The organism is Cupriavidus phytohabitans (assembly GCF_017815025.1).
Taxonomy (GTDB): domain Bacteria; phylum Pseudomonadota; class Gammaproteobacteria; order Burkholderiales; family Burkholderiaceae; genus Cupriavidus.
Genome location: NZ_JAGIQB010000048.1, coordinates 1 through 15,217, shown reverse-complemented (window position 1 = coordinate 15,217; position 15,217 = coordinate 1). Strand labels below are relative to the sequence as shown.

Annotated in this window: 11 protein-coding genes; 7 read left to right on the top strand and 4 right to left on the bottom strand. The window is 68.1% G+C overall.

The genetic code is table 11. The features are described 5' to 3' along the window. The first annotated feature begins 75 nt into the window (after nt 1-75). A complete protein-coding gene (locus tag J8I34_RS26615) occupies nt 76-1,734 on the top strand; it encodes an AMP-binding protein (protein WP_209807371.1) in 1,659 nt (552 codons plus the stop codon). A gap of 146 nt (nt 1,735-1,880) precedes the next feature. Then, the gene (locus tag J8I34_RS26610) at nt 1,881-2,612 is read left to right on the top strand and encodes a BON domain-containing protein (RefSeq protein WP_029049345.1); all 732 of its coding nucleotides are present in this window, start codon (nt 1,881-1,883) and stop codon (nt 2,610-2,612) included. A 12-nt stretch (nt 2,613-2,624) separates the two neighbouring features. Here the strand turns inward: J8I34_RS26610 and J8I34_RS26605 are convergent, their stop codons facing one another. Next, nucleotides 2,625-3,725, bottom strand: coding sequence for a GlxA family transcriptional regulator (locus tag J8I34_RS26605; protein ID WP_209807370.1), 1,101 nt, complete (start codon nt 3,723-3,725; stop codon nt 2,625-2,627). A 181-nt stretch (nt 3,726-3,906) separates the two neighbouring features. Here J8I34_RS26605 and J8I34_RS26600 point away from each other — a divergent pair, with 181 nt between their 5' ends. Both J8I34_RS26600 and J8I34_RS26595 read left to right on the top strand, forming a co-directional pair. Then, nucleotides 3,907-5,166, top strand: a complete 1,260-nt coding sequence (locus J8I34_RS26600) for a M20/M25/M40 family metallo-hydrolase (RefSeq protein ID WP_209807369.1) — start codon at nt 3,907-3,909, stop codon at nt 5,164-5,166. Nucleotides 5,167-5,355: 189 nt separating this feature from the next. Continuing rightward, nucleotides 5,356-5,619, top strand: coding sequence for a hypothetical protein (locus J8I34_RS26595; protein ID WP_029049348.1), 264 nt, complete (start codon nt 5,356-5,358; stop codon nt 5,617-5,619). Between the two features lie 12 nt (nt 5,620-5,631). Here J8I34_RS26595 and J8I34_RS26590 read toward each other — a convergent pair whose 3' ends face one another. The 3 genes from J8I34_RS26590 to J8I34_RS26580 form a co-directional block, all read right to left on the bottom strand. Further along, nucleotides 5,632-7,203, bottom strand: a complete 1,572-nt coding sequence (locus J8I34_RS26590; protein WP_029049349.1) for a phospholipase D family protein — start codon at nt 7,201-7,203, stop codon at nt 5,632-5,634. A gap of 195 nt (nt 7,204-7,398) precedes the next feature. After that, nucleotides 7,399-7,992 (bottom strand): superoxide dismutase family protein, encoded by a 594-nt coding sequence (locus tag J8I34_RS26585; protein WP_209807368.1) that lies wholly within the window; start codon nt 7,990-7,992, stop codon nt 7,399-7,401. Between the two features lie 129 nt (nt 7,993-8,121). Then, a complete protein-coding gene (locus tag J8I34_RS26580; RefSeq protein WP_029049351.1) occupies nt 8,122-9,057 on the bottom strand; it encodes a LysR family transcriptional regulator in 936 nt (311 codons plus the stop codon). A gap of 405 nt (nt 9,058-9,462) precedes the next feature. On the opposite strand from J8I34_RS26580, the gene J8I34_RS26575 reads away from it, so the two are divergent. From J8I34_RS26575 to J8I34_RS26565, 3 genes are all read left to right on the top strand, one after another. Continuing rightward, entirely contained in the window at nt 9,463-10,425 is a 963-nt protein-coding gene (locus J8I34_RS26575; protein WP_209807367.1) for an alpha/beta hydrolase, read from the top strand. 182 nt (nt 10,426-10,607) lie between these two features. Further along, the gene (locus J8I34_RS26570; protein ID WP_209807366.1) at nt 10,608-11,861 is read left to right on the top strand and encodes an efflux RND transporter periplasmic adaptor subunit; all 1,254 of its coding nucleotides are present in this window, start codon (nt 10,608-10,610) and stop codon (nt 11,859-11,861) included. Between the two features lie 119 nt (nt 11,862-11,980). After that, on the top strand, nt 11,981-15,166 hold the full coding sequence (locus tag J8I34_RS26565) for an efflux RND transporter permease subunit (protein ID WP_209807365.1): 3,186 nt from the start codon (nt 11,981-11,983) through the stop codon (nt 15,164-15,166). The last annotated feature ends 51 nt before the right edge of the window (nt 15,167-15,217 follow it).

Here is a 15,217-nt window from a genome sequence, read left to right as displayed (position 1 = left end):
CAGACTCACAGACGACAACAGGCACCATGGCCCGGGCGGCGTCCGCGGCAGGCAGCCGGACATACAGGAGACACCATGCGCGACTACGCCCAGGCCTACGACGGCTTTTCCTATCACGAGGCGGTGGCCCGGCAACTGCACGGCAGCCTCGATGCGATCAACGCCTGCGTGGAATGCTGCGACCGCCATGCCGAGCCCGGCCGCATCGCGCTGTACTGGGAAGGCCGCGACGGCAACGCGCGCAGCTGGACGTTTGCCGAACTGCAGGCGCTGTCGGCGCGGTTTGCCGGCTTCCTGAAGGCGCAGGGCGTGCAGCCGGGCGATCGCGTTGCGGGGCTGCTGCCGCGCACGGCCGAGCTGCTCGTGACCATCCTCGGTACCTGGCGCGCCGGTGCGGTGTACCAGCCGCTGTTCACGGCGTTCGGCCCCAAGGCCATCGAGCACCGGCTCAACAGCTCGGGCGCGAAAGTGGTGGTCACGGATACCGTCAACCGTCCCAAGCTCGATGAAGTGGAGGGCGCGCCGCCGGTCGTCACCGTGGCGGGCACCAGTGAGGCGCCGGGGGACGTAAGCTCCGGCGATGTCAGCTTCTGGGCCGAGCTGGCGCGCCAGCCGGCCAGCTTCGAGCCGGTCATGCGCAGCGGCGACGATCCCTTCCTGATGATGTTTACGTCGGGCACCACCGGGCCGGCCAAGCCGCTGCTGGTGCCGCTGAAGGCCATTGCCGCGTTTGCCGGCTACATGCGCGACGCCGTCGACCTGCGCGACGAAGACGCGTTCTGGAACCTGGCCGACCCGGGCTGGGCCTACGGCCTCTACTACGCGGTGACGGGGCCGCTGTCGCTGGGGCATGCCACCACCTTCTACGATGGCCCGTTCACCGTGGAAAGCACCTGCCGCGTGATTCGCAAGTACGGCATCACCAACCTGGCGGGATCGCCCACCGCCTACCGGCTGCTGATCGCCGGCGGGCAGGCCGTATCGGAGCAGTTGCGCGGGCAGTTGCGCGCGGTCAGCAGCGCGGGAGAGCCGCTCAACCCCGAAGTGATCCGCTGGTTCGCCAGCGAGCTGGAAGCGCCCATCCATGACCACTATGGCCAGACCGAACTGGGCATGGTGCTGTGCAACCATCATGCGCTGTCGCACCCCGTTCGCATGGGCGCCGCTGGCTTTGCCAGCCCGGGCCACCGCGTGGTCGTGGTCGACGACGAGCAGCGCGAACTGCCCCCCGGGCAGCCTGGCACGCTGGCGCTGGACCTGGAGCGCTCGCCGATGTGCTGGTTCGGCGGCTACCACGGCACGCCCACCAGCGCATTCGCGGGCCACTATTACCTGACCGGCGACTCCGCCGAACTCAATGACGACGGCAGCATCAGCTTTATCGGCCGCGCCGACGATGTCATTACCACCTCCGGATACCGCGTCGGCCCGTTCGACGTGGAAAGCGCGCTGATCGAGCATCCGGCCGTGGTCGAGGCCGCGGTGATCGGCAAGCCGGACCCGGAGCGCACCGAGCTGATCAAGGCCTTCGTCGTGCTCGACCGGCAGCATGCGGCCACGCCCCAACTGGCCGAGGCGCTGCGCCAGCATGTGCGCAAGCGCCTGGCCGCCCACGCCTATCCGCGCGAGATCGAATTCGTCGCCGAGCTGCCCAAGACCCCCAGCGGCAAGGTCCAGCGCTTCATCCTGCGCAACCAGGAGGTCGCGCGCGCCCGCGAGGCGGCCTCGGCTTGATCCCGGACGGCCCTGGCCGCTTCCTATAATGAGGAAGCGGTTGCCAGGTCCCCGGCGGTGATGGAGGCTGCGGCGCCGCGCCAGGCGCGCCCGCAGGCCGGGCGCACGTCTTTTCATCTCCAGACCATTCGGGCGAGGCGATCAAAATGCAGACTAGCGAAGCGGTGCTGACGCAGGCGCGCGCAGCCTTGGCGCATGTGCCTTATCAGGGGCATGTACTCCATCCCACCATCCAGTTGCGGCTGTCGGACGGCGCGCTGATCCTGGAAGGCGAGGTAGCCGATATCGTCGACAAGACCCGCGCGGCCACCGCGCTGCGGCGCGTGGACGGCGTGACCAGCGTGATCGACCACCTGCGCGTGACAAACGGCGCGGTCACCGTCGGTGACGGCGAACTGCGCGACGCGGTATGCGAGCGCCTGCTCAATGCCATCGAGTTCCGTAATTGCAGGATCTGCGCGCGCGTCAAGGGCCAGCACGAGACCGTGCGCGAGCCCGTTGGCGAACGCAGCGGCTGGATCGAGGTCGAGGCGCACGACGGCGTGGTGACGCTGTGGGGCCAGGTGATCAGCCTGTCGCACATGCGCCTGGCCGGCGTGCTGGCCTGGTGGTCGCGCGGCTGCCGCTGCGTGGTCAACGAACTGGTGGTGGCGCCCGCCGAAGCCGACCGCGACGACGAGATCACCGAGGCGCTGATGCTGGTGCTGGAGACCGATCCCTTCGTCGACGCGGCCCAGGTCAGCGTGCATACCGAAAACCGCGTCGTCACGCTGGAAGGCTGCGTCGCCAGCGAGAACACGCGCCGGCAGGTCGAGCGCGATGCGTGGTACGTGCAAGGCGTGGAGGACGTGGTCAACCACATCTCGCTGCGCGCCTGAGCTTGCAGCGGCCTAGCCCGGCATGCCGCGCCGGGCCGCCGCACCCTCCATGCGCCAGTAGCGCCGCCGCGCCCGCAGCGCGAAGCGGGCGCGATAGTCCGACATCGACATCGCCGTGATGCGCTGGAACAGCCGCCGGAACGCGGCCGCGTCGCTGTAGCCGCAGGCTTCGGCGATCGCCTGCGTGCCGTGCAGCGTCACCTCCAGCAGCATGCGCGCGCGCTCCACGCGCAGCGTGTGCAGGTAGTCCAGCGGCGTCATGCCGGTGACCTGCCGGAAATGCCGCAGCAGGGTCCGCTCGCTGACCGCCGCGGCCTGCGCTACCGCGGCCAGCTGGTAGGGCTCGGCCACATGTTCCTGCAGCCACTGCACAGCCCGGTACACGGGGCTGTCCGCGGTGCGGCTGAGCCAGCGCTGCGAGACCAGCGCCGGTACGCTGCGCTGGCGCTCGAGCTGGTAGAGCATCAGCTGCGCGGCGGCCTGCGCCAGGTCGGGGTCATGCAGGTGGCCCAGCACACGCAGCATGAACTCCACCTGCAGCGCGGGTGCCACGCATGAGAACACTTGCCCGTGCACGCTCATGGCCTGGTCTGCGCCCAGGTCCGCGCGCGGGAACTGGTGCGTCATCCAGCTCTGGTACATCCAGGGCGCGCCGGTGCGGGCGCCATCCAGCAGGCCGAGCTGCAGCGGCATCATCATCCCCGACGAGCAGGCGGCAAGCCACCCGCCCGCAGCCACATGGCGCTCGACCATGCGCAGCGCGGCGGTATCGCGGCGCACGATGTCGCCGAGCTGGTGTGCATTGCTGGCCAGCAAAGCCGGGATCACCAGCAGCGAGCGGCTGCCCGCCGCCCGGATGCGGCGCGTGGACGCTTCCAGGCCCGGCAGGTCGGCCGAGAGTATGCGCCCGTTGGCGCCGCACAGCTGCCAGCTCAGCGTCGGCGCGGCATCGGGCCGCTGCAGGCTCGCCACGCCGGCGACGGTGCGCAGCACGTCGAGCGTGGTGAAGAGAGTGCCGGGCATCGCATGGGGCAGCCATAGCAGGCGGACATGTAGCGGTGTTGCGGACGCGGTGGGGGTGTCGGGAACCAGTGGATCGGTGGGGACGCGCATTTCAGGGGAGTTGGTGCATGGTTGATCCCGGGACTGCGTGGCGGGATCGGCATTATGATTGGCGATATTGATCCTCCCCATGCCCGCTGGCAAGGGCTAGCATCTTGCCGTTGTGCCGTGGACGCCGGCGTTGCCGCTGCGTCACGGCATGGCCCCAACAAGACCAATCCGAGGAGCTTCCATGCCGTTTTCCGTTCGACACGTTGCAGTCGCAGCCGCCCTGGCACTTGCTGGCGCCGGCCACCTGGCCGCTGCCGCCCAGCCCGATGCCGCGCTGCTGGCCGCCGCCCGCACCGCCCAGCCGGCGGTGGTGCAGTCGCTCAAGGAGATGGTGTCGATCGAATCCGGCAGCGCCAACGCGCAGGGCCTGGCCCGGATGGCCAGCTACACCGAGAAGCGGCTGCAGGCACTGGGTGCCCAGGTGGAGCGCGTGCCGGTCACCAAGGGTCCGGGCACCATGGTCAAGGGCACGCTGATCGGCAACGGCAAGCGCCGCATCATGCTGATCGCCCACATGGACACCGTCTACCCGGAAAACACGCTGGCGACGCAGCCGATCCGCGAGGAGGGCAACCGGCTCTACGGCCCCGGCATTGCCGACGACAAGGGCGGCATCGCGGTCATCCTGCATTCGCTGGAGATCCTGAAGAACAAGGGCTGGCGCGACTACGCGCAGATCACCGTGCTGTTCAACCCGGACGAGGAAGTGGGTTCGGTCGGCTCCGGCGAGACCATTGCCGCGCTGGCCGCGCAGCATGACGTGGTGCTGTCGTGCGAGCCCACCGCCGCCAAGGACGTGGTCAAGGCCGAGTCGCTGCTGCTGGGGGCGTCCGGCACCGCCACTGCCACCATGCAGGTCAAGGGCCGCGCCGCGCATGCCGGCGCCGCGCCCGAGCGCGGCCGCAATGCTCTGGTCGAGCTGGTCTACCAGCTGCAGCAGACCCGCGACGTCGCCACGCATGTGCCCGGCTCGCAGCTGAACTGGACCCAGGCGCAGGCTGGCACCGTGCGCAACCAGATTCCCGAAAGCGCGGTGGCCTACGGCGACGTGCGCACCACTGCCAACGGCGCTGCCGAGAAGCTGAAAGTCGCCTTGCAGGACAAGGTCAAGTCGGGCCAGATGGTGCCTGACACCCAGACCACGGTGACGATGGAAGAAGGGCGCCCGCCGTTCGTGGCCGACGCCCGCGGCCGCGCGCTGGCCAGGCGCGCGCAGGAGATCTACACCGAGCTGGATGGCCGCACCCTGGCGCTGGCCGAAGGCACCGGCGGCGCCACCGACGCCAGCTATGCCGCGCGCTCGGGCAAGCCGGCTGTGGTGGAGAGCTTCGGCCTGGCGGGCTTCGGCTACCACGCGCGCGACGAGTACATCGAGCTGGATTCGATCGTGCCACGGCTGTACCTGATGACGCGGATCCTGGAGGATATTGGACGTCACTGAGCAGGCGTAACTGAGTCCCCGCACCGGCGTGCCGCGGATGGCACCCGGCTGCGCCGAAGCGGCGCTTCGCATGCGTTCAGGACACCACGCCCCGCGCGCGCGCACGGCCACTGGCTCCGGCATCCTGCTACAGTGTCATGGCCGCCACCAGTGGCGGCCATGACAAAGACATAGTGGGGAGACCGCAGCATGAACCGCAAAGGCCTGCTCGATGCCGCCTCGGCATTGGAAGACCTGGCGGCCGGCAATGTGCCGGCTGCCGCGCAAGTCGCGGCAGGCGCCGCCGCGCTGGAGAAGATCCATGCCGATTACCCGGGCTGGCGCGATGTCGGCGACGCCCTGTTCGGCCTCAAGGCGCTCGCCAGCGGCAGTGGCATGGACCTGGACGCCAACGGCCGCCAGCGCGCGGGCCGGCTGGCCGACATCGTGCGCAGCCTGATCGACCAGATCTGAACAACGGCGCGGCTACAGCATCGACTCGATCGGCAGGATCGACAGGAACCAGATGCCGAGCCGGCGCCACCAGCTGGTGTTGGGTTCGGTGTCGTAGCGCACCACCTCGTCGCCGCGCCGCTCCAGCCAATACAGCTTGCCTTGCTCGTCGAGCTTGACCTGGTAGGCCGCTTCCGGCACCACCGTGGCGAAGGTCGATTCGATTCGGCCGGCCAGCGCCGGGCTGTCGATCACGAAGCCCAGCTCGGTATTGAGGTTGGCCGAGCGCGGGTCGAAATTGAACGAGCCCACGAACACGCGGCTGGCATCGACGCCAAAGGTCTTGGCATGGAGGCTGGAGCCGGAACTGCCGAACGGCCCGGCGCGGCCCTTGGCCGGTGCCGCCGACCGCCGCAGCTCGTACAGGTCCACGCCTGCCTCCAGCAGCGCCTTGCGGCGCTTGGCATAGCCCGAATGGACCGCGGCGACGTCAGTTGCCTCCAGCGCGTTGGTCAGCACGCGCACGGCAACGCCTTTTTCGGCCAGCTGCGAGAAGTAGGCGGTGCCGGCGGTGGACGGGACGAAGTAGGGCGAGACCAGGTCCAGCTCGCGCTGGGGCTCGCCCAGGATCTCGCGCAACTGGTGCGCGACCAGCGTGTTGCGCGAAGCCTCGCCGAGGGCCTTGGCCGGATCGTCGCTGACGATGCGTGTCGCGGCCCACTCGAATTCCAGCGTGCCGTCGAGCATATGCTGCACGTCGGGCACCTCGCGCAGCGCGGCAAGGTAGGCGCCGGCGGCCGGGTTCTGCTCGACCGCGCGGGCGCTGCCGGCCAGCTCGTGCAGGCGCTCCATGCTGACCGGCGGCACCAGCCGGTCCACCGGGTAGGCCGAGGCGCTGGCCCAGTAGCGGTCGAAGTCTTGCGCCACGTCGGCGGCGGCGGGGCCGATCGCAATCACATCCAGGTCGGCGAACAGCACGCCATCGGTGGCACCGAAATATTCGTCGCCGACATTGCGCCCGCCGATGATCGTGGCGACGCCGTCGGCGGTGAACGACTTGTTGTGCATGCGCCGGTTCAGGCGCCGGAAATCGGTCAGGAAATTGAGCGCCTTGGGCTGGCGCAGCACGAACGGGTTGAATATCCGCACTTCGACCTGCGGATGCGCGTCCATGGCCGCGAGCAGCTCGTCCATGCCGGACAGCCCGTTGTCATCGAGCAGCAGCCGCACGCGCACGCCGCGGCCGGCGGCCTCGTGCAGCGCCTCCAGCAGCAGCGTGCCGGTCAGGTCGTTGCGCCAGATGTAGTACTGCACATCGAGCGTGCGCTGCGCCGTGCGTGCCAGGTGCACGCGCGCGGCGAAGGCTGCGTAGGCGTTGTTCAGCGGGTGGATGCCGCTGAGCCCGGAATGGCCGGCCAGCGCGGCCGCGACCGCGCGGCCCAGCGGAGTGGCCGCGGCCTCGGCCGGCGTGATGGCGGTGGATTCGGTGCGGTGGTCCAGTGGCGGCAGCGCGCAGCCACCCAGCAGGGTGGCGCAGCACAGCAGCAGCGAACTGGCGTGCAGGCGGTGGTGGGGCACGAACGCAGCGTCTGTCGGCAATGGCATGGCGATGGTCGGCGCGTCCCGCGAGCGGGGCCGCGCGTGGCGGCAATGTCCGCCATGTTGCCATGCCGGCGCGGTGTCTGGCTTCCGGCAATCGCTATGCCGGCGCGCGAACTTCTTTGACACACCGGCCCGACCCCGCCACTCTCCCGCGAGCAGGAGAGGGAGAACACCGACAGGGTTCGAAACGCTTGCGGCTTACGATGCTGCCACTACCCCACAAGCAATACGCCCCCCTGCGTTGCCCGTCGGCTGCGTCTTGTAGTCGTCCGGATCCTTGTGCACCACCACTGCGCGCCCGATCACGCTGTTGGCGCCGGTGCCGACCGATAATGACGGCAGCAGCATGCTGACGCGCACGTTGCCGTTGGCGTCGGCGGTGATGTTGTTCATGTCGCCGGCATGGTGCTCGGGCATGGTCATCTGGCCGTGCGGCTTGCCGCCCGGGTTGAAATGGCCGCCGGCGCTCATCGCGTCGGGCGCCGAGCAGTCGCCCTTTTCGTGGACGTGAAAGCCATGGACGGTATTGGGCGGCAGGCCCGTGATCGAGGCGGTCATCAGTACCCCGCCGGGCTGCTGCTGGAAGGTCACGGTGCCGGCGGTATTGGTGCCGCTCTTGGGCTGTAGTTGCGCTGCGGCGCGGGCCCCGCTCGTGCCGGCCGAGGCCGCGGCGGCCGCGGTGGCGCCCGTGGCGCTGGATGAGGCCGAGGCGCTTTTGCCGGAACCGGCGCAGCCGGCCAGCACCACGGTCGCGGCAACGCAGGCGGCCAGGGGGATAAGCACTGGTTTCATCGGAATCCTCTTCTCGTCGTGATTTCGGATGAAACAGTATAGGTCGGGCAACGCGCTCGCGGCTTCCGGTTTTGTCCTATTCGGCACGTTTCGGATGCCCGGCGCTTGCAGCTTGCGCCAGAAAGCAGGTCAGGCCGCCACGGCGAGGCGCTGCTGTCCCGCACCAAAATGCGGGTGGCGCGAGAACAGGTCCGCCGCCCAGTTGACGAACACCCGCACCTTGGCCGACAGGTGCCGGTTCTGCGGATACATCGCCGAGATCGGCAGCTCGTCGGTTTGCCAGTCCGACAGGATTTCGACCAGCCGGCCGCTGGCCACATACGGCTCCGCCATCGCGCGCGAGATGCGGGCGATGCCATGGCCCTCCAGCGTGCAGCCCACGTAGACCTCGGCATCGTTGGTCGAGATCGCGGAGGGCAGCAGCACCTCGCTGCGCTCCATGCCGCGCGCCATCGGCCACGGCATTTCGCGCCCGTTGCGGTTGGACAGGTAGTTCACCGCCTTGTGCTGCGCCAGCTCGGCGAGGTCGCGCGGCGTGCCGGCGCGGTTCAGGTAGATCGGCGAAGCGTAGAACGCCAGCTTTACGTGGCCGATGCGGCGGGCCACCATCGATTCGTCCAGCGGGATCCCCACGCGCAACACCACGTCGACGCCTTCCTGCAGCAGGTCGATGGGCTTGCCGTTGATGGTCAGTTCGAGCTTCAGGTCGGGGTAGGCCTGCAGGAAGTCATCCAATGCGGGCACGAGGACCAGGTTGGCAAGCGGCGCGGTGGTGTCGACCGACAATGTGCCGCGCGGCGAATTGTTCTGCCGCGTGAGCGACTGCTCGGCTTCTTCCACGTCCGCCAGGATGCGCACGCAGCGTTCGTAATAGGCCGCGCCGTCGTTGGTCACGCTGATGCGGCGTGTGGTCCGGTGCAGCAGCTTGACGCCGAGGTGCGTCTCCAGGTTCTGGATCAGGCGGGTCAGCGTGGCCTTGGGCAGGTCCAGCGATTCGGCGGCGCGCGCAAAGCTGCCGACGTCCACGACCCGTGTGAATGCCTGCATTGATACGAGACGGTCCATGATGAGGTTCCGACGATAGATCCGAACGGCGTGCCGCGCGCGCTCGTGACGCGCACGGCGTGGCTTGTTGTTGTGATTGGGGGAGTGCTGCCGGCTGGCTGGCGCCGGGGTGCGCGGGGGCGCGGGTCCGGCGTGGGTTTGTCAGGGCGTGCAGCGCCCGCAACGAATGAAAGACAGGGTTGCGGATCGCCATGCGTGCCAGGAGCTGGAGTGAATCACATTTCCGATGACCCTGTCACGCGTGGGGTTTCGATCATTCCAATGCATCCGTGGCAATGCTCCCGATTATTCCAATCCCGGAACAGTGCATTAGCGATCTCTCGCTTTATCCCATCCTCGTCAATCACCATAATCCGTTGCATCGCAACACTCAAGCGCATTGTTTTTCCCCGTGCGCCGGACGCCATGCCAGACAAGCCAGGCCAACGCCAGAATGCCGCTCCCGCCGCCACCGGCCAGGGCGAGCCGCGCGTGGCCGAGCATACGGTAACGAGCGACGGCCGCGAGATCGCGGTGTGCGTGTGCTACCCGCCGGGCTATCCCGCGCCGGGCGCCGAGGCCGCCAGCTGGCTGCCCTGGCTGGTGTACCTGCATGCCGGCGGCTTTGTCGATGGCGGCCTGGAGCGGGCGCGCAAGCTGGTGCAGGACCTGGCCAGGGCAGTGCCGGCCGTGGTGGTGACGCCGGCCTATTCGCTGGCGCCCGAAAACCCGTTTCCGGCCGCGCCCGAAGACGCGCACAGCACGGTGCAATGGGTGCTGCGCAATGCCCGGCGCCTGAAGCTGGACAAGACACGTTTCGCACTGGTGGGCGAGGAAGCCGGCGGCAACCTGGCGATCGCGCTGGCGCAGATGCTGCGCGACCGCGGCACCGCGCAGCCGCGTGGCCAGTGGCTGATCCGGCCGGTGACCGACCCGTGCCTGCAGCACGCGTCATGCGCGGGCTTCGGCAGCGGGCAGGTGCTGATGGAAACGTTGCGGCGCATGGCCTGCAACTATCGTGATTACCTGCCGACGCCGGCGGACAGCGTGCATCCCTATGCCGCGCCGGCGATGGCTTCGCGCCTGGCCGGGCTGCCGCCCACGCTGGTCCAGGTCGCGGAACAGGATACGCTGCGAGCGGAAGGCGAAGCCTTCGCGCAGCGGCTGGGCAGGGCCGGTGTGCCGGCCCAGGCCATGATCATGCCCGGCGCCTGTGGCGACGGCGTGGAAGAGGCCCATGACGCGTGTCAGGCATGGGTCGACGAAGGTGCGCGGTTCCTGCAGCGATGTCTGGCTGCGGCCGACGATACCTCACCCCTGACCGAACGCCAGGCTGGCGCATTTGCAAATGCAAGCGCCAGCCGGCCTGGAGCCAAGCCCGCCGGCTGAGCCGCTCCAGCCAATCGCCAGCCGGCTCTGTATCGGCCAGAGCCAGGTCCGCCGGTTTGCATGGGCGGCCCTAAGTCCGACTATCCAATCTGACTCGATTCCGGTCCGCCCGCGCGGACCGGCAGGCGGCGTTCGGCCATTTGCTTTTCCGGTTGAAGAAAACCCGAACAGGAGTTTGAGAAATGCAGCAGCATAAGCGACGTACCCTGATTGCCCTTGCCATCGTCGTGGTGCTCGGTGCCGGCGTGGCCGGTTCGGTCCTGCGCCCGTGGCACAGCGGCGAGGCCCATGCCAATACCCCGCCTCCCGCGCCGCCGATCGAAGTCGCCGCCGTGGTGGGACAGACCATCACCGAGTGGGACGAGTTCTCCGGGCGCCTGGAAGCGGTCGAGCGCGTGGAGATACGTCCTCGCGTGGGCGGCAACATCGATGCGGTCCATTTCCGCGAAGGCGCGCTGGTGAAGAAGGGCGATCCGCTCTTCACCATCGACCCGCGCCCCTATGCCGCGGAAGTGGCACGCGCCGAAGCCGCGCTGGCCGCCGCGCAGGTTCGCGCTGCGCACGCCAAGAGCGAGGGCGAACGCGCACAGCGGTTGCTGGATGACAACGCGATCTCGCGCCGCGAGTTCGACGAGCGCATCCACGCCGCGCGCGAGACCAGCGCTAACGTGCGTGGCGCGCAGGCGCAGCTCGAAGCCGCGCGCCTGAACCTGACCTATACCCGCATCACCGCGCCAGTGGCCGGCCGCGTGTCGCGCGCCGAGATCACCGTGGGCAACCTGGTGGCACCCGGCGCGTCGGCGCCGCCGCTGACCACGGTGGTGTCGGTGTCGCCGGTCTACGCCAGCTTCGAGATCGACGAACAGAGCTACCTGCGCTATACCGCGCCGGGCGCCGGCGGTGGCAAGAACGGGCTGCCGGTGTACCTGGGCCTGGCCAACGAGGACGGCCATCCGCATGAAGGCAAGGTGCAGTCGGTCGACAACCGCCTCGATCCGCGCAGCGGCACGATCCGCGTGCGCGCCGTGTTCGACAACGACGATGGCCGCCTGCTGCCGGGCCTGTACGCCAAGGTCAAGATGGGCGGCGGCGCGCCGCATGCGGCGGTGCTGGTCAACGACCGTGCGGTGGGCACCGACCAGGGCAAGAAGTTCGTGCTGGTGGTCGACAAGGCCAACAAGCTGGTCTACCGCGAGGTGGAGCTGGGGCCGAACTACGAAGGGCTGCGCGTGATCCGCAAGGGCCTGCAGCCGGGCGAGAACATCGTCGTCAACGGGCTGCAGCGCGTGCGGCCGGGCGATACGGTGCAGCCCAAGGCGGTGGCCATGGCCTATCGCAGCGAGCTGGAGCCGCGCCAGGCAGCGCCTGACCGCAAGCAGGCTGCGAGCGGCAAGGGCGACGGCAACGACGGCAACGACGGCAAGCCGGTGAGCTGATCCGCCCACCGACAGCAGAAAAACGCTAGCACTTCCCCGTAGATGTAGATGGCGCCCGCCGCGGCGGGCCGCCAGGGGGCGTGCTACGCCAACGCAGGCCAATGCAGGCAGAGACCAACATGAATCTCTCTAAATTCTTTATCGACCGCCCCATCTTCGCGGGGGTGCTGTCGGTGCTGATCTTCCTGATTGGCGCCATCTCGATGTTCAAGTTGCCGATCTCGGAGTACCCGGAAGTGGTGCCGCCGTCGGTGGTGGTGCGCGCGCAGTATCCGGGCGCCAACCCCAAGGTGATTGCCGAAACCGTGGCTTCGCCGCTGGAAGAACAAATCAACGGCGTCGAGGACATGCTCTACATGTCGTCGCAGTCCAACAGCGACGGCCTGCTCACTCTGACCGTGACCTTCAAGCTGGGCACCGACCCGGACAAGGCGCAGCAGCTGGTGCAGAACCGCGTGTCGCAGGCCGAGCCGCGCCTGCCGGAAGACGTGCGCCGGCTGGGCATCACCACGGTCAAGAGCTCGCCGGACCTGACCATGGTGGTCCACCTGGTCTCGCCCAACGACCGCTATGACATGACGTACCTGCGCAACTACGCGGTGATCAACGTCAAGGACCGCCTGGCGCGGATCCAGGGCGTGGGCCAGGTGCAGCTGTTCGGCTCGGGCGATTACGCCATGCGCGTATGGCTCAATCCCGAGAAGATGGCCGAGCGCCAGCTCGCCACCAGCGACGTGATCAAGGCCATCCGCGAGCAGAACGTGCAGGTGGCGGCCGGCGTGATCGGCCAGTCGCCGTCGCTGCCGGGTGCCGACCTGCAGTTGTCGGTCAATGCCCAGGGCCGCCTGGGTACGGTGGAGGAATTCGGCGATATCGTCGTGCGCACCTCGGCGGACGGCGCCGTGACCTACCTGAAGGATGTTGCCCGCATCGAGCTGGGCGCATCCGAGTACGCGCTGCGTTCGCTGCTGGACAACAAGCCGGCAGTGGCGATCCCCATCTTCCAGGCGCCGGGCTCCAACGCCATCCAGATCTCGGATGACGTGCGCAAGACCATGGAAGAGCTGAAGCAGAACTTCCCGGACGGCATCGACTACAGCATCGCCTACGACCCCACGCAGTTCGTGCGCCACTCGATCGAGGCGGTGACGCATACGCTGTTCGAGGCCATCGCGCTGGTGGTGCTGGTGGTGATCCTGTTCCTGCAGACCTGGCGCGCATCGATCATTCCGCTGCTGGCGGTGCCGGTGTCGATCGTCGGTACCTTCGGGCTGATGCATGCGTTCGGCTTCTCGATCAACGCGCTGTCGCTGTTCGGGCTGGTGCTGGCGATCGGTATCGTGGTTGACGATGCGATCGTGGTGGTGGAGAACGTCGAGCGCAATATCGAGGAAGGGCTGACGCCGAAGGAGGCCACCTACAAGGCCATGCGCGAGGTCAGCGGCCCCATCATCGCCATCGCGCTGACACTGATCGCCGTGTTCGTGCCGCTGGCCTTCATGACCGGCCTGACCGGGCAGTTCTACAAGCAGTTTGCGCTGACGATCTCGATCTCGACCATCATCTCCGCGTTCAACTCGCTGACGCTGTCGCCGGCGCTGTCGGCCCTGCTGCTGAAGAGCCATGACGCGCCCAAGGACTGGCTGTCGCGCGGCATGGACCGCGTGTTCGGCGGCTTCTTCAAGCGCTTCAACAATTTCTTCGGCCGCAGCGCGGAAAGCTATGGCCGCGGGGTGAAGGGTGTGATCCGCCGCAAGGGTTCGGTGTTCGGCGTCTACGCGGTGATGCTGGCGCTGACCTGGGGCGTGTTCCAGCTGGTGCCCAAGGGTTTTGTGCCGGCGCAGGACAAGCAGTACCTGGTCAGCTTCGCCAAGTTGCCGGACGGCGCCACGCTGGACCGCACCGAGGACGTGATCCGCAAGATGAGCGAGATCGCGCTGAAGCATCCGGGCGTGGAATCGGCAGTGGCCTTCCCGGGCCTGTCGATCAACGGCTTTACCAACAGCCCGAGCGCCGGCATCGTGTTCGCCACGCTCAAGCCGTTCGAGGAGCGCAAGAGCGCCGAACTGTCGGGTGCGAATATTGCGGCGGACCTGAACAAGAAGTACGCGGCGATCCAGGATGCCTTTATCGCGGTGTTTCCGCCGCCGCCCGTGCAGGGCCTCGGCACCATCGGCGGCTTCAAGCTGATGATCGAGGACCGTGCGGCGCTGGGCTATGACGCGTTGTTCGAGGCGACCAATGCGTTCGCCAGCAAGGCGCGCGCCACGCCCGAGCTGACCGGCATCTTCAGCAACTACCAGGTGAACGTGCCGCAGCTCGACGTCAAGCTGGACCGCGTCAAGGCCAAGCAGCTTGGCGTGCCCGTGACGGAAGTGTTCGACACGCTGCAGACCTACCTGGGCTCGGCCTACGTCAACGACTTCAACAAGTTCGGCCGGACCTACCAGGTCAAGGTGCAGGCGGATGCGCCGTTCCGCGCCCATGCCGAGGACATCCTGCAGCTGAAGACGCGCAACGCCGCCGGCGACATGGTGCCGCTGTCGTCGCTGGTGCAGGTGAAGCAGGGCTTTGGCCCGGACAGCGTGGTGCGCTACAACGGCTTCACGGCTGCCGACATGAACGGCGGGCCCGCGGCCGGGTTTTCGTCGGGCCAGGCGCAGGCCGCCGCCGAGCGCATCGCCGCCGAAACGCTGCCGAAGGGCATCAAGTTCGAATGGACCGAGCTGACCTACCAGGACATCCTTGCCGGCAATGCGGGGGTGTGGATCTTCCCGCTGTGCGTGCTGCTGGTGTTCCTGGTGCTGGCTGCCCAGTATGAAAGCCTGACGCTGCCGCTGGCGGTGATCCTGATCGTGCCGATGAGCCTGCTGGCGGCGATGACGGGGGTGTGGCTGACGCAAGGCGACAACAACATCTTCACGCAGATCGGTTTCATCGTGCTGGTGGGGCTATCCGCGAAGAACGCGATCCTGATCGTGGAGTTCGCGCGCGAACTGGAGCATCACGGCCGCACCGTCGTGCAGGCCGCGATCGAAGCCAGCCGCCTGCGCCTGCGCCCGATCCTGATGACGTCGTTCGCTTTCATCATGGGCGTGGTGCCGCTGGTGGTGTCCAGCGGTGCCGGCTCGGAAATGCGCCATGCGATGGGCGTGGCGGTGTTCGCGGGCATGCTCGGCGTGACTTTCTTCGGGCTGTTCCTGACTCCGGTGTTCTATGTGGCGCTGCGGTTGTTTGCTACGCGGGGGGAGCGGCGCAAGGCGTCGGCGTCGGTGGAAAACCAGGCGATGGCGTCCGCTGAATAGCGCGTGTTTGCTCCCCTCTCCCGCGAGCGGGAGAGGGGAGCTACCTCGGTG